This is a genomic window from Providencia sp. R33 (assembly GCF_019343475.1).
In the GTDB taxonomy this organism is placed as follows: Bacteria; Pseudomonadota; Gammaproteobacteria; order Enterobacterales; family Enterobacteriaceae; genus Providencia.
In genome coordinates, this window is sequence record NZ_CP072453.1 from 926020 (window position 1) to 943562 (window position 17543).

At 43.2% G+C, this 17543-nt stretch carries 12 protein-coding genes; 5 read left to right on the forward strand and 7 right to left on the reverse strand.

Going from position 1 to position 17543, the window contains the following annotated elements:
• Positions 1-5: 5 nt before the first annotated feature.
• On the reverse strand, positions 6-2045 hold the full coding sequence (mnmC, locus tag J6836_RS04305) for a bifunctional tRNA (5-methylaminomethyl-2-thiouridine)(34)-methyltransferase MnmD/FAD-dependent 5-carboxymethylaminomethyl-2-thiouridine(34) oxidoreductase MnmC (RefSeq protein WP_219247143.1): 2040 nt from the start codon (positions 2043-2045) through the stop codon (positions 6-8).
• A 202-nt stretch (positions 2046-2247) separates the two neighbouring features.
• Between mnmC and fabB the strand changes: the two genes are divergently transcribed.
• Positions 2248-3462 carry a beta-ketoacyl-ACP synthase I gene (fabB, locus tag J6836_RS04310; RefSeq protein ID WP_219247145.1) on the forward strand — a complete coding sequence of 405 codons (1215 nt, stop codon included), beginning with the start codon at positions 2248-2250 and terminating at the stop codon, positions 3460-3462.
• A 161-nt stretch (positions 3463-3623) separates the two neighbouring features.
• Entirely contained in the window at positions 3624-4187 is a 564-nt protein-coding gene (locus tag J6836_RS04315) for a hypothetical protein (protein WP_219247147.1), read from the forward strand.
• 43 nt (positions 4188-4230) lie between these two features.
• Here the strand turns inward: J6836_RS04315 and J6836_RS04320 are convergent, their stop codons facing one another.
• From J6836_RS04320 to J6836_RS04335, 4 genes are all read right to left on the reverse strand, one after another.
• The gene (locus J6836_RS04320) at positions 4231-4704 is read right to left on the reverse strand and encodes a hypothetical protein (protein WP_219247149.1); all 474 of its coding nucleotides are present in this window, start codon (positions 4702-4704) and stop codon (positions 4231-4233) included.
• A 504-nt stretch (positions 4705-5208) separates the two neighbouring features.
• Positions 5209-6717, reverse strand: coding sequence for a tripartite tricarboxylate transporter permease (locus J6836_RS04325; protein WP_219247150.1), 1509 nt, complete (start codon positions 6715-6717; stop codon positions 5209-5211).
• A gap of 11 nt (positions 6718-6728) precedes the next feature.
• The gene (locus tag J6836_RS04330) at positions 6729-7160 is read right to left on the reverse strand and encodes a tripartite tricarboxylate transporter TctB family protein (RefSeq protein WP_206082388.1); all 432 of its coding nucleotides are present in this window, start codon (positions 7158-7160) and stop codon (positions 6729-6731) included.
• An 11-nt stretch (positions 7161-7171) separates the two neighbouring features.
• Positions 7172-8146 (reverse strand): Bug family tripartite tricarboxylate transporter substrate binding protein, encoded by a 975-nt coding sequence (locus J6836_RS04335; RefSeq protein WP_219247153.1) that lies wholly within the window; start codon positions 8144-8146, stop codon positions 7172-7174.
• Between the two features lie 312 nt (positions 8147-8458).
• Here J6836_RS04335 and tctD point away from each other — a divergent pair, with 312 nt between their 5' ends.
• Complete coding sequence (gene tctD / locus J6836_RS04340; protein WP_219247154.1) at positions 8459-9127, forward strand: transcriptional regulator TctD; 669 nt, start codon at positions 8459-8461, stop codon at positions 9125-9127.
• Positions 9124-10554, forward strand: coding sequence for a sensor histidine kinase (locus J6836_RS04345; RefSeq protein WP_219247156.1), 1431 nt, complete (start codon positions 9124-9126; stop codon positions 10552-10554). Before tctD ends, J6836_RS04345 begins: the two co-directional genes overlap by 4 nt.
• Before the next feature lie 42 nt (positions 10555-10596).
• Here J6836_RS04345 and J6836_RS04350 read toward each other — a convergent pair whose 3' ends face one another.
• Both J6836_RS04350 and J6836_RS04355 read right to left on the reverse strand, forming a co-directional pair.
• On the reverse strand, positions 10597-15264 hold the full coding sequence (locus J6836_RS04350) for a tetratricopeptide repeat protein (protein ID WP_219247158.1): 4668 nt from the start codon (positions 15262-15264) through the stop codon (positions 10597-10599).
• A 363-nt stretch (positions 15265-15627) separates the two neighbouring features.
• On the reverse strand, positions 15628-16548 hold the full coding sequence (locus J6836_RS04355; RefSeq protein ID WP_219247160.1) for a DMT family transporter: 921 nt from the start codon (positions 16546-16548) through the stop codon (positions 15628-15630).
• A gap of 101 nt (positions 16549-16649) precedes the next feature.
• On the opposite strand from J6836_RS04355, the gene J6836_RS04360 reads away from it, so the two are divergent.
• Positions 16650-17471: a helix-turn-helix transcriptional regulator gene (locus tag J6836_RS04360; RefSeq protein ID WP_219247162.1), complete on the forward strand. Its 822-nt coding sequence runs from the start codon at positions 16650-16652 to the stop codon at positions 17469-17471.
• Positions 17472-17543: the final 72 nt, after the last annotated feature.

Genomic DNA, 17543 nt, shown 5'->3' on the forward strand with positions numbered 1-17543 from the left:
GGTTGTTAGTACGGTATTTTTACGGGGCGGCCTACCCGCAATTTTTTAACCCAAAAGCGATTTGGGTTCAATTCAGTCAACGTTTCATCATCTAATGGTAGAGGCTGCCCAAAAATCTGAGAGGCAAGAATTTCCGCACACAGTGGGGCGGTGGATAGCCCTCTTGAGCCCAGTGCGCCAAAGATAAATAAGTTAGGGTAAACGGGCGCATTTTCAACGGGGTGGCTCTTTGCGATTTTTGTCTGCAAATCATGATAGGCAGCTAAATGTTGCTCATAATTTGGCACGTTTCCTAAAAGTGGGAAGTGATCACGTATGACGCAGCGAATGCCTTGGCGCGATTGTTTATGTGAAATATCAATTTCATGAGGCCATGAAACATCGGGCAAATTATCAATGAGCTTTTGGCGGTTAGCTTGCTGCTCAGCTTCATTGTAGTTTAAATCGAGGTAGTCACGTTGATAGCTGGCACCCAAACAATGGTGCTTGCCTGTATTGTCCGCAGGGGTTAAATAGCCCTCAAAACACAACACATTTTTAAGCTGTTGCAGCGTTGGATTGGTCGGAATATGGCTGACTTGTCCCCGTACTGCGTTTATGGGCAAATTGACGGTTTGTGAATATTGGCGCAGTTTATGGCCATTCGCAATAACTACAGTTGAGTGTACACGTGTTAGCTCTTTTTGCTCAGGTGTTGTTATCTTCAATTGCCAGTGACGTTCGTTTTGTTCTAATGCGGTGACATCATGATTAAAATAAAACTTAACACCTTGGTGTTGCAGATAATGATATAAGCCCTCGCATAGATCAGCAGGGCACAGCCAGCCACCCGATGGGTAATGAATACCATCATAGTTGACATCAACGCCACAAATATCATTAAGTTGCTGGTGGGTTTTACCCACGGCAAAATCTTCAGGCCAATTCGTATCTAGCATCCCTGCAATTTTACGGGCGATTTTTTCGTTATAGGCTAATTGAGTAACGCCACACCACTGGCCATCAAAGGGAATTTCCAAGGTGGCAAGCTGGTGGTAAAAGCGTTTAGCAAACGGAAAAGCACTGACAAAAAAACGCTCCAGTGGGTCATTCGTACCCGTTAATAAAGGGTAAATAGCGCCTTGGCGGTTACCCGATGCATTTTGGGCAAGGTGAGTGTCTTTACAATACAGTGCGACGTTGGCACCGCGTTTCATGAGGGAGTAGGCGGTTGTTAAACTGGCAAGCCCGCCACCAATAATGGCGATATCAGTTGGGTTATCAGCAGGTTGTCTTTTGCTCCATGGCATTGAATGTTGATAAGAATTTTCAGTTAATGTGCCTGTTAGCATTTCGCGTTTTTGCCCAAACCCTTTGACTTTTTGCAGCGTAAACCCGGCTTGTTGCAACCCGCGTTTGACAAAACCTGCCACGGTGAATGTGGAAAACGTTGCCCCTTTTCGTGCAAAAATTGCCATTGCAGCGAACACTTGTTCGCTCCACATTTGTGGATTTTTAGAAGGTGCGAAACCATCCAAAAACCAAGCATCTATCTTATTGTTTAAATTATCTTTAAGAAGCGATATTTGCTCATTAATATCCCCAAACCATAAATCTAATGTAATATCACCATTTTCTAAAATAATTCTTTGATTACCCGCTAATGCAGGTGGCCAGTTTTCACATAATTCGGTTGATAGCGCCGAAAGTTCAGGCCAGCAGTGATGTGCAGCAATTAAGTCCGATTTTGTCAGGGGGAATTGCTCAAAACTAATGAAATGTAACCGCTTAAGAGGAGATTGTGGATTCTGAGCTTTGAACTGCATAAATGATTGCCATAAAACGAGGAAATTCAAACCGGTACCAAACCCTGTTTCAGCGATTACACAGGTTTCATCAGAATGCGTCTTAAAACGCTCAGGGAAATGATTTCCGTGCAAAAAAACATGGCGAGACTCTTCTAACCCACTTTGGTTAGAGAAATAGATATCTGCAAATTGCTCAGACATGGGAGTGCCTTCATCATTCCAGCTAAGGCGTGCGGTTTGTACTGCGCTCTTTTTCACGATAAAGCCTATGATCACCAAATAATCGCTAAATTTTACCGCTGATAGTCGTGTAAGGCTACTGTCATAAAAATGTGTTATTACTGGCGTAGAGAAAAAAATACAAAAATTTACCCTGATCGGACTTGTTCAGCGTACAAGTGTAAGCTAAAGTGACACCCTGTAATCCCGCAATCATATAATTATAGACATGAGGTAACGAATGAAGCGTGCAGTCATCACTGGTCTAGGTATTGTTTCCAGCCTTGGTAATAACCAGGAAGAAGTACTGGCTTCTCTGAAGGAAGGTCGTTCCGGGATCACTTTCTCAGAAGAATTCAAAGAGGCAGGGCTTCGTAGCCATGTCTGGGGTAATGTCAAAAATTTAGATCCCAAAGACCTGATCGACCGTAAAATGTACCGTTTTATGAGTGATTGTTCCGCGTATGCTTACTTGTCTATGGAACAGGCGATTGCGGATTCAGGTTTAGCTGAAGAACAAGTTTCGAATTTACGTACTGGTATTGTTGTTGGTTCTGGCGGTGGTTCCCCACGTAACCAAGTTGCGGGTTCAGACGGTATGCGAGCTAAAGGCTTACGCGGTGTCGGTCCATACATGGTAACCCGTGCAATGGCATCCGGTATTTCTGCTTGCTTAGCAACACCGTTTAAAATTAAAGGTGTTAACTACTCAATCAGTTCTGCTTGCTCTACATCTGCGCACTGTATCGGTCATGCGGTTGAATTAATTCAACTGGGCAAACAAGATGTGGTTTTCGCGGGTGGTGGTGAAGAACTGAGCTGGGAAATGACTTGTGAGTTCGACGCAATGGGCGCGTTGTCTACCAAGTATAATGAAACGCCAGATAAAGCATCGAGAACTTACGACAAAGACCGTGATGGCTTTGTTATTGCAGGCGGCGGTGGTATTGTTGTCGTTGAAGAGTTAGAACACGCATTAGCGCGTGGTGCGCACATCTACGCTGAAATCGTGGGCTACGGTGCAACATCTGACGGTGCTGACATGGTTGCTCCATCTGGTGAAGGCGCAGTCCGTTGTATGCAAATGGCAATGCAAGGTATTGATAAAATTGATTATATCAACACCCACGGTACATCAACACCTGTTGGTGATACGAAAGAGTTAGAAGCTATCCAAGAAGTGTTTGGTGATAACTCTCCGGCTATTTCTGCAACGAAAGCGATGAGCGGCCACTCACTGGGTGCTGCGGGTGTACATGAAGCTATCTACAGCTTATTAATGTTAGAGCATGGCTTTATTGCGCCAAGCATTAACGTTGAAAACTTAGATGAAAAAGCAGCGGGCTTGAATATCGTCACTAAACCAACAGAACAATCGTTGAACACGGTGATGTCAAACAGCTTTGGCTTTGGTGGTACTAACGCCACATTAGTGATGAGCAAATATAAAGCGTAATTTATATCGCTCATACAAGTGAATCATTGATAAGCGAGGTCTTTTAACCTCGCTTTTTTATTTTATAAATCAATATATTGTAGTTTCTTTTTTTGAAGGCATCTCTTTGTCTCGTGGGCTATAAATACCGCTCACTTTTATCATCAAGACAAGGAATGTAGATGAGTTTTTCTTTAACTGGCCATCAAATACACAATGGAATACGCAATAATAGGGCTGAAATTGGCTCAGGTTTGGTCCTGCTTCCTGTGTATGCGGGCATAATTACCGTGGGAATTGCAGCGGCCTTAATGGGGGTGAATACGTCATTATCAGGTTGCGGCAACGGTTTTCCTTTATTAGAAACGAAAAATAGGTGTGCAACCTCAGCAAAAGTGATTAAAGCGATTGAGCAACCTACAGAAGAGCATGTCTTAAAGGCATTTGTTTCACAAATTAATAAAATCCATCAATTGGATGTGAATGATAAACGTATTGAGAAATATGAAAAAAGGTTGTCAGATATTTATTCGTCTTATCTGAAGAATTCCTTTCCTGAGACTCAAAATATCAATTCCCCCGTTATATTTTCTATATCTCCAGAAAGCTATACATTAAAAATTCATTTTAATGAGGGGGTGAGCCCTGACATTAATGAAAAAATAAAGGACAAAATAAATAGGGATGGATTATCTGCGAAGGCAGATAAGCCAAACAATAGAATCAAATTAAGGTTTGATTTTTAATAATGATAAAATAAATGGCAGTATGATTTTCTGCCATTTTGACTTAATCACCACCACCCCCATCACCACCCCCATCACCCCCACCTGAATCTGATGAAGAACAGTCTGAGCTTGAATTATCATTCGAACAAAAACTGCTACTTGTACGGTGGTTATCATTATTGGATGAATGGTCATAATAGGAGGGAGCATAGTTTGAGTTGGAATGGCTGGCGTGTGCTTTCTGAGTTGTATCTTTCACATTTTTGCGAACTTCAAAAATTTGGCTTTTTCCCTTTGCCCAGCCAATAGTCACTAAGCTGGTGTTTTTTTTCACGCTAACATGCAGCATTTTTTCACAGAAAATATGCATTTTACCGAAGGATTTTATCTGAATATAACCGCTGTCTTTCTCTGTGATGATAACGGGGTTTTGGCTGTGGATCACGTAGTTGTCACCGTGAACATCAACCGTGCGGATATGGGCTAACGGTTTAGGGTGAAGATTAAAAAGAACAAAAAATAGTCTATCAAACATAGCATTTATTATTTTAATGAATGAATTTTATAAGTTAATTGATTGGTGCTATTGCGCCAATCGTCTTTATCTGATTAAACATTTATAGTAGTCAATTCGAATAATAAAACATCATTTAATGAAATTATTGCTATCAAGTTAGTGCGATGATATTAGCGTAAATAACGCTAACCAGAGGCACTAATATGAACTTCACGCGATGCAAAATATGGAAAAATGACTTAAAGATTTTAGGTAGCGCTTTAATTAACAATATTAAAAGCCTATTCGTAGGCAAAATTAAATGTTTATCTAATAATAACAAGCTATTTCCGCTGTCTGTTAAACACCCAAAAACACCACTGCCAATGCCAGAATCAAAATATGTCTATTACGGTGAAAGCGCACACAATAAAAATGTGATATTGCTAAGCTATACAAAGCTTCCTGTTAATTGATAAGTAAAAAAATGCCCCGAAAGCAACCTGGGGCAAAGTTTTACAGAGAAGGTACTCGCAGGGCGAGCTAAGAGAGAGCGTGTTGCTGTTTACGTTTGCGAATGCGTTTAATAATTGGTGGAAGTACCAGTACCAACACCGCAAGGACTAATAAGCTTTGCGAAATGGTACTGCTCCACAAGATATCGAAATTACCGTTACTGATAGATAGCGAACGGCGCAGGTTTTGCTCCAACATTTCGCCTAATACAAAACCTAAAATGAGTGGGGAAAGAGGGAAGTTCATTTTTCGTAAAATAAAGCCAAACACCCCAAGCCCCATCATCAATAGTAAGTCAAATGTCGTACTGTGAACCGCATAGACGCCTACGGCTGAAACACATGCGATAGCAGGGACTAAAAACCACAGTGGTACCGTTAACATGCGGGTGAATAAGCCAATTAATGGAATATTCATGATAAGCAACACTACGTTGGCAATCAGCAGGGCGGCGATCAATCCCCACACGATGTCCGGCTGCTCAGTGAACATTCCAGGCCCTGGTGTGATGTTATACAGGGTCAATGCCCCCATCATGACTGCGGTTGTTCCCGAACCCGGAACGCCAAGGGTCAACATGGGAATGAATGAACCACACGCGGAGGCGTTATTAGCCGCTTCTGGTGCTGCAACACCGCGCACATCACCGTTACCAAAATCACCTTTTTCACCACTGATTTTTTTCTCCGTCATGTAGGTGATGGCGCTGGCAATTGTCGCGCCTGCCCCCGGTAATACCCCAACGAAGAAGCCAATAAATGACGAGCGCAGAGCTGGGCCTGCACAGGCTTTGGCTTCTTTGCGATTAAATAGCATGCGGCCTGTTTTACGAATTAAGCCTTGCCCTGTCGCCGTACTTTCTAACATCAGCAGAATTTCGCTGACGGAGAACAGACCAATCACGACAACGATAAATTGCACACCATCCGATAAGTGCACGCTATCGAACGTAAAACGGTATTCACCAGAGTTGGCATCTACCCCAACAGTAGCAAGAGACAACCCAATTAACGCTGCAAGCAGGGATTTAATGGGGTTTTGGCTCATCATGCTACCAAGGCAGGCGATAGCAAATACCATCAGTGCAAAGTATTCAGCGGGCCCAAAGGCGAGAGACCACTGGGCAAGTAACGGAGCGAACAAGATAATACCAACGATAGCGATGGTTGAACCAATGAAGGAACTTACCGCTGAAATTGACAGCGCTACGCCACCTCGGCCTTGTTTTGCCATCGGGTAACCATCTAACGTCGTCATTATCGCGGCGGCATCACCGGGTACATTCAGTAAAATAGAGGATATCCGGCCGCCATATTCACAGCCTAAATAAACAGTGGCGAGTAAAATTAGTGCGGACTCGGCGGGCAGTTTTAAGGCAAAGGCGAGTGGCAGTAAAATCGCTACGCCATTAATGGGGCCTAACCCCGGTAACATGCCTACTACGGTGCCAATAAAGCAACCGATTAAGGCAATCAAGATATTTTGAGGAACAAGGGCGACCTCAAAACCTTGCGATAGATACATCCAAGTTTCCATGTTGTCGCTCCTTAACTCAGCAGGCTGCCAATGGGCAGAGTCACATCCAACAGCTTATCAAAGGCATAGAAGAGAAAGATGCCAAGGATAGGCCCCGAAATCACCGCGGCGATAGGGGTTGCGCCGAATAACAGCGCGACACTGATGGTCAATAAACTGGTGGCGATGGGAAAGCCCAACCACTCAAACGCCCATGCATAAATCACTAAGGATAAAATCAATAGTGCAAGGCGGCGTAGTACATAAGGTTTCGGCCACTCAACGGCTTCTTGCTTACCAAACAGCAGGGCAAGCGCACAAATCGCCATTAAGGAGAGTATGGCAACCGGAAAAGGGCGGGGGCCAAGTGGTTCATAAGAGAACTCACTTTGGATCCCCCAGCCGATATAAATTCCGATGACACACAATATCAGCCAGACTAGGGCAAATATGCGTTGGCTCATCGTCGACTCCGTTATTTGGCTAAACCAAATGCACGGGCTTGCTCACGATATTGCTCGATTTCTTTTTTCACATAGCTATCGAGCTCTTGCCCTGTTAAGTTGTATTCAAATAGCCCACGCAGCTCGCGTTGCTTCTTGAATTCGTCGGTTTGTTGCAGTTTTTGGAAGGCTTCAACCCATTGGTTGTAATCTGCATCAGAGACTTTTGGCCCCATATAAAACCCGCGAATAATCGGCCAAACAATGTCATAGCCTTGTTCTTTTGCCGTTGGAATATCCGCTAAACCATCACCTAGGCGTTTGTCTGCATACACGGCAAGAATGCGAATTTTCCCTTCATTGATATACGGGGTCATTTCGCTGATATCCCCTGATAACACTTGAATATGGTTACCTAACAATGCCGTTAAGGTTTCCCCGCCGCCTTCAAAGGCAACATAACGCATTTTGCGCGGGTCAATATCAATAGCTTTAGCGAGTAATGCAGTCTTCATCCAGTCTTGGCTACCAATAGAACCACCCGCACCGAAGACAATGCTATTGGGGTCTTTTTTAAAGGTATCCATCAAGTCTTTGAGGGATTTATACGGGGAGTCAGCACGTACCGCTATCATGCCGTAATCGCTGCCCACACTGGCAAGCCAACGCACATCATTTTCGTTATAGCGGCCAAATTTCCCTTGGGCGAGGTTGAGTAAAGAACCGCCAGAAAAAGCGACAATCGTCCCTGGTTCCGCAGGGCGCTGTGCCACGATGGCATTGTAGGCAACTGCACCAATTCCACCAGGCATGTAGGTCACTCGCATCGGTTTTTCAATTTCTTTGGTTTCCAGCATGGAAACTTGAACCAGCTTACAGGTTAAATCAAATCCACCCCCCGGTTTGGCAGGGGCGATACATTCAGTCCGCTCAGGGAGCGCAACTGCGGAGTTTATACCAACTAAAAATATTGCTGTTGCTAAGGTGTTTAATGTGAACTTTTTCATTCTTTATTTCCTTACTAAGCCAATAATTAGAGGAACAAATTGTGGATTTCTTGTTGTATTTGCGAGCTCATGATTGGCCGAGGAAGCTTTCATTTACCTTTCATTAACAAATAATATTATTTTTATGTGATATATATCAGATTGTTTTATATTTTTACTTCTGAGTTATGTTAATTTAATGTTAAATTAACACTGTTAACGCACTTGTAACGTCATAGTTGTGATGAATATAGTAAAAATGGCGACAATTGCTTTTCATTCATGATGGGTAATGCCAACGTATACCAATAAGTAATAATAACGAGTGTGCGTATGCGAATTTTATTGGTTGAAGATCATGATGAATTATCTTTGTGGCTACAAAAAGCGTTAACATCGTCAGGATTTGCTGTGGATGTTGCACCTGATGGAGCGATTGCGGACCAGTTGTTACAGACCGAAAATTACACCGTAGTCGTTTTGGATGTATCACTTCCGCGAATGAGCGGGCTTGAAGTATTGGCGCAAATGCGAAAACGTCATCAAGAAACGCCCGTTTTATTGCTAACAGCGAATTCCGATGTAGCAGACCGTGTACAAGGGTTGAATGCAGGAGCGGATGATTACCTCACCAAACCGTTTGATATCGCGGAGTTAGAGGCACGAATTCGTGCACTTTTAAGGCGCAGCCAAGGGCAGGTGAATGAACCTCAACGCTTTGGTTCGCTGTGTTACCACGAAGAAGGCTACTTTTTATTGTGCCAAGAGCCATTAGGGCTTACGCCAAGGGAATATTCAGTATTAAACACCTTATTCCATCGACGAGGGCGACCTGTTTCAAAAGCGCAATTATTTGAGCAGGTTTTTTCGTTGTCAGATGAAGCCAATTTACAAAGTATTGAATTATATGTGCACCGCGTGAGAAAAAAACTAGCGGGCTCAGACGTTAATATCAATACGTTACGCGGATTGGGATACCGATTAGAGCAGTGTAGTGTATGAAATTAGTCTCTCATCCACGCTCTCTCTTTCATCAGTTGCTGCTCTTTTTCGGTATCCCGCTCATTTTATTGGGCAGTGTTTCCGTGTATACCCACTATTACAGTGCAAAATATGCATCTAATTTGGCGTATGACCGCACGCTTCTTGCTTCTGCTCGCACGGTCGCGGAAAGGCTGCAAGTTACCGATGGCCACTTATCTGTCAATGTACCCTACGTGGTGCTTGATAGTTTTGAATTAAATAATAACGACAGAATTTTTTACCAAGTTATCTCCCCTGATGGTGAAACTATTTCGGGTTATGATGACCTACCTCCTATCCCCCCTTATTGGATGCGCTCTCAACACTATACCGCTCTCGTTTATTTCTATGATGCGGAATATAAAGGTTTGCCTATTCGTATTGCGACATTTTTTCAGCCCATTAATGAAGGTGGGATTGCGGGAATGGTGGAAATTCGTGTGGCGGAAACTGTCTATTCACGACAAGACCTAGCCAATCAATTATTAATATCGGCATTAATGAGCCAAGGAACGGTGGTGTTTTTAACCTTGTTACTTGCCTATATTTTATTGAGCAAGCTTCTGACCCCATTGAAAAAACTATCAAACTTGATGCTAGGGCGCTCAGCGAATGATTTGACGCCATTGCCTAACTTATTACCGTGGTCGGATTTATCACCGTTAATTGATGCGCTTAACCGTTATATATCGCGATTAAAACGCATGGTAAGGCGCCAAGAACGCTTTAGTGCGGATGCCTCTCATCAATTAAAAACACCATTAACTGTGTTAAAAACCCAAGTGTCCGTTGCCATTAATACTAAAGATGAAAGCCAGCGCCAACAAAGCTTACAAGCGATCAATCAAACGCTGGATAACACCATTGTGCTGACGGATAGGCTTTTGCAATTATCCCGCTTAAAAGCTCATGAAAAATCGGCAGTTAGCCAATATAGGGCAATTAACTTAGTGGAGATTGTGCATCAAGCCTGTTTTACTCGACTCGGGCAGGCGGAAAGCCAGCGAATTGATTTGGGCTATGAAGGGCTTGATACAGCTTGGATTAAAGGGGAACCTATTTTGTTGGCTGAGATGTGCGCCAATTTAATTGATAACGCGATTAAATATACCCCTGAAGGCGGGGTGGTGACTGTGCGAGTGGTGAATAATGAAAGCACTCAGCAACTTGTTTTAGAGGTTGAAGATTCTGGGCCTGGTATTCCTGATGCGAAAATTAGCCGCTCCATGGAGGCATTTACACGGTTAAATAATGCATTAGGGAAAGAGGGAGCAGGGCTTGGCTTAGCGCTGGTAAAAGATATTGCCAGTTACCATGACTCAGAGCCACAATTATTGAAAAGTGAATCATTGGGTGGGTTGCTTGTACGCATTGCTTTTACCGCAAGTCATGCGCCAAATCGTTAAAAAATAGGGCGCTATTAATTGAGCGCCCTTTGTTTCTACTCTTTATTTTTTCAGTGCACTAAAATCCCATTTTTGTAAGGCATTGATGGAATCTTTGTCTTGGTATTTAGCCCCTAACTCAAGGTAATCATGGGCTTTTTGCAGATCTTCTTTGCTCTTGGTACCAATCCAACCGTTGTAGTACATATAGGCAAGTTTGTATTTTGCCATGGCATGGTGAGCGCCTTGTTCTAAATCGGTCATATCATAGTATTTGGCTGCTCGGACGTAATCTTTTGGCATACCTTGGCCGAAGTAGAGCATATCTCCTGCTAAGTGTGCGGTATTACTGTCATTTTGCTGAGCGCCTAAATCAAAGTAATACAGCGCTTTTGCAAAATCCTTTTCAAGTCCACGCTCGTTGTCTTTACGGTATAGGTTGCCCAAAATGTTGTAGGCTCTTGGGTAGCCATTTTTCCCAGCAAGTTCATAGTAGTAAATCATTTTTTGCGTGTCTTCAGGGACCATTTCGCCTCGAGCGTAGTTGATCCCTAACGAGAATGCGGCCATTTTATCGCCCGCTTCAGCTTTCACGCGTTTTGCTTCAATTTCTTCAGCAAATCGGCCATATTTTTGGAAGTTTTGCTCTTCTTTAAAGCGTTTATCAATTTCTTGCTTATCTTCCTCTGACAGCTTATTCATCAACTCAATCTTGTCAGTGTCTTTTTCCAACTTTAACGCGATGTAATAAGCGTGTTTTGCATCATTTTTACGAGAGTAGGCATTATAGAGGCTACCAAGAGCGTATTTATCGTGATATTTCAAGGAAATTTCAAACCATTCGATGGCTTTATCGAGGTCTTGCTCAACACTACATTCACCTTCGAGATAGAGGTCGCCCATGGCACGAGATAAATCTTCAGGTTCTTGGATAAAGGTGCGATCGGTATTTTTTTCGAATTTGCCTTTTTCCAACCACTCTTTCAGGTAGGTGCCTGCTTTATCCATATCCGTATTGCGGCTATTGGAACAGTAACGCCCTGGGGAATTAATTTCATAGAGCATTTTGATTGCGCCCATATCCCCTTGCTTATAGGCCTGTTCCAGATACTCTAACGCTTTTTGTGGATCACTACTGGCGTAATAGTGATATAAACGTTTGAGGGCGTCAGGGCGGTTTTGGGCTTCACTTTCGAGTAACGCAAAGTATTTCTTATCATCTTTGCTACGATTAAGGTCATTCTTCTCGCTGCGAATACCGTTTTGATACAAGTTCGCTAAGGAATTAAATGCTTGTTTTGAAAGTTCGCTATCAGCGGATTTCATCCCCTCTTGCAGGTATTGGATAGCCGTGTTGTACTCGTCAGATTCAAAGAGAACACTACTATCATACAGGTAATCACCTGCGAGCTGCACTTTAGAGAACAGGTCACCCCTTGCCGTACCATCAAGGTAATTTTGGCGCTTGGCTTGGCTACCTTCGGTCACGTTGTCTAGAGATGGGTAAACAGCGAGGTTACCGCCTGCAATGGCTTTTTTGTACCAAAGCTGCGCGGCGGAGGCGCGACCACGGGACTTATACCAATCCCCTAATTTTTCTGCGGCCGATGCATCGCCATTTTGTGCAGGAACGACGGCGGTATCATACAGTTTAGTATATTCATCAACGCGGTTCGGGTTAGAATATTTTCTTAAGTAAACAATGGCTTCATCCCAGTTTGGCTCGACAACAAGCGTTTTTTTATCCGCTGAGAGCTCCCCTATATACAGCATTTCGCTATACAGAATAATGGCGTTATCGTTTCCTTCATCACTGGCCATTTTCAAGTATTTCTTGGCTTGCTGGCGGTCTTCTTTTACACCGTTACCATACAAATAGGCACGGCCAACCTTGTATTTTGCGGTTGCATTTTCATTTAGCGTTTTCATGCCAATATCAAAGTCATCCATGTATTTGATATATTCATTTCCCCAACTACCTGATTTTAGATAGTATTCACGGGCTTTTTGGCGATTAGCTTCGACTAACGGACTACCATTTAAATATTGGTGAGCCAGTTCGCGGGTATAGTTTTTACTACCAAGGGCGGCGAGTTGGTCATAATAACCAATGATTTTGCTTTTGTTCGCGCTCAGAAGTTCGGTATTTTCATTATAATAGTCAATCAGCTCTTCAAGTGCCGTTTCATTATCCAGTTTGGCGCTTTTCGCTAAGTATTCCAGCCATTTTTGCTGATCGACTTTTTGCCCGTAATTTCCGAATTTATACGCATTGGCGAGGGTGCGAATCGCATCTGAGTCATTGTTTTTTGCATTGGCCTGAATGGTAATGAACGAGGCTCTCGCTTTTTCAATTTCTCTTTTACGTGATTTTAAAAAGCTGAAATCAGGGTCAGAGATTTTGTTGAAATACTCCATCGCGAGATCATAATTCGCATCTTCGCCATAATCCCCTTTTTGGTAGATTTCACCCAGTTCATATAAGCAGCGATTACTGCCTAATGCTGCACAACGTTTATATTGAGGGATGATGTCATCGGGTGTTAACCCTGAGATGGCTTGGAAGCGGTCTTTATAATAGGCCTTGTCATTGATGTAATTCACGCGGTCAAGGTTTTGCACAATGTATAACATTGCGGATGTACTGCCTAAATCTGCCGCGTTTAAAATGGTCTCGTAGTAAGGTTTGAGTTCGTCATTGGTTAGCGCGCTAACATTCTTTAAGTTTGTGAGTTGGGTTATGCCATATTGATAAGTGATATCCGCGTCTGTACCAATCAGTGGCTCAATCAATTTTTGCGCTTCGGCGTTTTTCTCATTAGCCGCTAAGTGAACGAGTAATGTTTTGGTATCACTGCGATTTAAGCCTGTTTTAAATAAAACATCGTAGGCAATGGCCAGTTCTTCGGGGGTTAACTCGGATCTCGCACGAGGTGAGTCCAGTAAATCTACGAGTATATTGGCGATGGTATTGGTTTCATTGGGCTGGTATTTAAGCAGGGCAGCCGCATAGTAAACACGTCCGTTATAATCGTATTTGCTTGCTTTTTCATACAGTTCAAAGGCTAATTTTTTATTATTTTCTGGGTCTTGGCGCAGTAAGTAATCCGCATAGTAATGCGCTAATGCGTCATTATCGCGTTCAACAACGTCTTTCTTTAAGATATCAATAATGGTTTTTTCATCTACAAACGCTTTAATATCATAACGATAGTATAAATGAACTAGCATGCGATCTGCGGTGGATGGGTAGCCTCGTGAATCTAAGTTATCTTTAAGTATTTGTGTGGCTTTTTCGAGGTTTTTTTCAGTGCCGAAGCCATTAATATAACCACGAGCAAGCTGCATTTGTGTTTCATAACTTGGCTGAATGTTGTTTGCTTTTACTGTCGCCTCAAAAGATTTTTCTGGTGAATATAATACACTGCCTTCAGTGCCATAAACTTGGCTGGCAAGAATTTGTGCCTTTGCTGAGTTTGGGTACTTCTTCATTAACTCAGGCAGATATTTCGCCACTGTCTCATTGAGTTTTTTCGTCGGAAAATCATAGTCAGAGATAGCGCGCTGGGTAATGGTAATCAGCGCTTCTTGATGGCCAATATCGGCGGCAGCGGTTAAATACTTGTTGGCTAAGGCATCATCGCGGTCAACAGAACTAAAAGTAGTGCCTGAATAAGCGCGATAAGCTTCATACATTGCGTCTGGGTATTGCTGGTCAGCAGCCTCGGTGAGCGCTTTAATTTTTTTATTATCAGCAAGGTAACTTAGGTACAGCGCTTTGGGTTTCTTTTGTTGTATCAGAGGGCGCAAATAGGCTATGGCGCGCAACTCACTGCGTTTGACGCCTTCACCCTCACTGTATTTATGATAGAGCGTGTAAATGGCGTATTCTTCACCTTTACTGGCTCTTTCTTCAAGATTGGCAAGGACTTGTTGTTTCTCTTCAGCTGTCTGTGAACCATACAGCGATAAAGGCGCTGGCTCTATATCATTGCTTTGGGAAATAAAATCTAACGTAGAGGAATAAGACATGCGCTCGTATTTTTTCGCCAATGCAGGGTTTGGTGCAATCCCATCGCCACCGTTTTCATAAATAGTGGCAAGTAGCATGGCAGGTAATGGGAAATCTCTGCTAACCAGCGGCGTTAAGATTTCAACGGCCTTTTTATTGTCTTTATCAAATTGATGGGCAATATAACCCAGCGCAAATTTTGATAAGTTGGAGCCTTGATCAGCGGCTAAGGTAAAGTATTGACGTGCCAGTTTGATGTCTTGGGGGATTTCATCGTATCTGTCCTCCATGTACACGCTGCCGACTAACTCTTGCGCTTCGATAACGCCTAAATCCGCGGCTTTGGTGAGTGACGTGAGGCCGCTTCTATCTTCTGGCGTATCATCTATCTCACGGTTATAGCGGTAATAACCTAGGTTATAGAGTGCATTCTTATTATTGGCTTCAGCGGCTTTGATTAAATAACGCTGCGCAGCTTCATCATTAGGCTCAATACCAATTCCATCTTTATACATCATGGCTAAGGCATACGCAGACTGAGAATCGTTATCGGCGTTTTTTTGGAACTGCTCAACAGCGGCTTTAGCATCACCTTGTTGATATAAGTCATACCCAGCTTGTGCTGAGTTGGATTGGCTTGATGCATTGATAAAGTAAATGCCAACAGCGATAGCAATTATTATCAATGCAAACAAACCCATCTTAAGCTGTTTAGTCATGGTTTTTCCTTGTTATGGCAGATCAGATTGTTTGCCACGATCCTGTGTTTAGCGCATACCCTAGGTTAATACTACTAAAGGGGTATTTGTTTGGCTTAAGTCTAATTGCTTATGGAGAAGATTCAATCGGATTTTGTCTACAATGGGCAATAAGGCGGCTTTGAGCTTACCAATGGCAGAAAAATAATGAATAACTGAGTGATTTTAAAATGTCACAAAGCATTAACGTTGATAAATAAGAGTCGAAAAAAATGAGGATGTGAGAAAAATCGATAAATTATCTTGCAGGGGGGGTTCAAACATAGCCCCACAATGTGGGGCATATGAGTGACGACATTGCTTTATTGCTTTTGTAATTCTATTTTACTGGCAACTATCCTTTTGAACCACCTTTTTTTCACGGCGGAACATTTGTGTGAGCGGGGTACGTAACTGCTGCGCTAACATCACACCCAGTAATACCACGCCTCCGCCGATCAAATGATAGCTTTTTAGCTCTTCACCCAAGGCGAAAATAGCGATAATTGCAGTGAATACTGGTGCAAGATTCATAAATATGGACGTGGTGTTTGCCCCTAAGCGCATCACTCCTTGGATCCACATAGCAGGCGCGACAATGGAGGCGGCAATCCCTGCAAATATCACTAACCCAATATTGTGACTATTCAGAGCCACATCCTCGGCCATTAAGAAGTTTGGTAACAACAAAATCACGCCAAAGAAAATTTGCACATAGAGTGAATCCCAGCTAGAGAGCTGAATTGACCAACGCTTTGTCAGTACGCCATAGAGGGCATATGCCGCGGAGGCAATAATCATCATTAACTCGCCTTGGCCTAACCCGTGGGAGAGTAATGCGCTTGGGTTGCCTTGGCTGACTAACCATAATAAGCCAAACAGCGACAAAGCAGAGCCCAGAACGATACCGACTGTTGGGATCACGCGCAGAACAAAAATACTGATGATAACCGTCAATAATGGGATCAGTGAGTTCATAATCCCCATAAACGTGGCGCTGACACTGTGTGCGGCATAGTAGGCTAAGCTTTGGTATAACATCATCCCTAGCGCCCCTAAAATAGCTAATTGCCACCAATGTTTCATCACTACTTTATGGTTTCGTAGCACAGAGCGCAGCACAAAAGGTGTCATAACAATTAACGCAAGTGCCCAGCGGTAAAAGGAAATTGCCGCAGGATCAATGGCAGTGGACGCCGCTTTGTTGACGATGGCGTTGACTGACCATAACAAAACCGCAATCAGCGGAAAAAGCAAATTCTTCATTAAAACATTCTCCCATATCGAATGTGATCCAGTATACATCTGACCGATTTTTTATATATACTGATAACCAGACAATCGATAACGCTTTTCAGACAGGTATCATGGGAAATTCAAAATTAGATATTTGGCAAATCAGTGAATGCAATATTATTGAGCCTGAACTTATTGCATTTCGCCACGAACAAACCGCTGCTCTCACCGAATATAAATCACATTCACACCCCTTTGGGCAGATGTTGTATGTGGTGTGCGGTATTATGGAAATGGAAGTGGCTGGAAAGCACTACTTGGCGCCGCCTGAATTTTGTATCTGGATCCCCGCGAATATCTCCCATGCTAGCTTTAATAAAGAAAGTGTCAAATTTCGCATTGTAGATTTCTCACATGAATATAATGAGGTGTTAGCTCAGCGCCCGTGTGTGGTTCGTTTAAGCCCGATATTTCAATCCATTATGACGGATATGTACCAGCGGGGGGTTGTTCAACCCGAAACGGAGCAAGATTTACGCCTTGCCCATGTTCTGATTGACCAATTTTCACTTTCCCCATGCCAAGACACCTATTTGCCCGCCACTAAGGACAAATTTTTAGCACCGATTTTACAAGAACTGCAAAACGACCCTGCCGATAACACCACGCTGGCGGAATGGGCAAAACGTTATTATACCTCAGAGCGAACGTTATCAAGGCGTTGCCAACAAGAACTCGGTATGTCATTTAGTGAGTGGCGGCAACGTTTACGCTACTTACATGCCGTTGCAGGCTTAGAGCGCGGAAAAAGCGTGCACGAAGTGGCGTTAGATGTAGGATATAGCTCGGCATCGGCATTTATTGCCATGTTCCAACAAATTTCTGGGGTGACACCTGACCGGTTTCGTGTGAAAGAATTTGCGATGGACGATAACTTGAGTCTAGAGCGCTAACTCTCGTAGGCATCTGGGTTAAACCGTGGCAAAATATTATGATACAGAGCAAAATTGCCAATCATTGGGATA

Excerpts from the sequence above, each read along its gene's own strand:
- tctD (WP_219247154.1), top strand. The coding sequence starts at position 8,459 with ATGCGAATTTTATTGGTTGAAGATCATGATGAATTATCTTTGTGGCTA.
- J6836_RS04350 (WP_219247158.1), bottom strand. The coding sequence starts at position 15,264 with ATGACTAAACAGCTTAAGATGGGTTTGTTTGCATTGATAATAATTGCT.
- J6836_RS04335 (WP_219247153.1), bottom strand. The coding sequence starts at position 8,146 with ATGAAAAAGTTCACATTAAACACCTTAGCAACAGCAATATTTTTAGTT.
- J6836_RS04325 (WP_219247150.1), bottom strand. The coding sequence starts at position 6,717 with ATGGAAACTTGGATGTATCTATCGCAAGGTTTTGAGGTCGCCCTTGTT.
- J6836_RS04330 (WP_206082388.1), bottom strand. The coding sequence starts at position 7,160 with ATGAGCCAACGCATATTTGCCCTAGTCTGGCTGATATTGTGTGTCATC.
- J6836_RS04360 (WP_219247162.1), top strand. The coding sequence starts at position 16,650 with ATGGGAAATTCAAAATTAGATATTTGGCAAATCAGTGAATGCAATATT.
- J6836_RS04320 (WP_219247149.1), bottom strand. The coding sequence starts at position 4,704 with ATGTTTGATAGACTATTTTTTGTTCTTTTTAATCTTCACCCTAAACCG.
- J6836_RS04355 (WP_219247160.1), bottom strand. The coding sequence starts at position 16,548 with ATGAAGAATTTGCTTTTTCCGCTGATTGCGGTTTTGTTATGGTCAGTC.
- J6836_RS04315 (WP_219247147.1), top strand. The coding sequence starts at position 3,624 with ATGAGTTTTTCTTTAACTGGCCATCAAATACACAATGGAATACGCAAT.
- fabB (WP_219247145.1), top strand. The coding sequence starts at position 2,248 with ATGAAGCGTGCAGTCATCACTGGTCTAGGTATTGTTTCCAGCCTTGGT.
- J6836_RS04345 (WP_219247156.1), top strand. The coding sequence starts at position 9,124 with ATGAAATTAGTCTCTCATCCACGCTCTCTCTTTCATCAGTTGCTGCTC.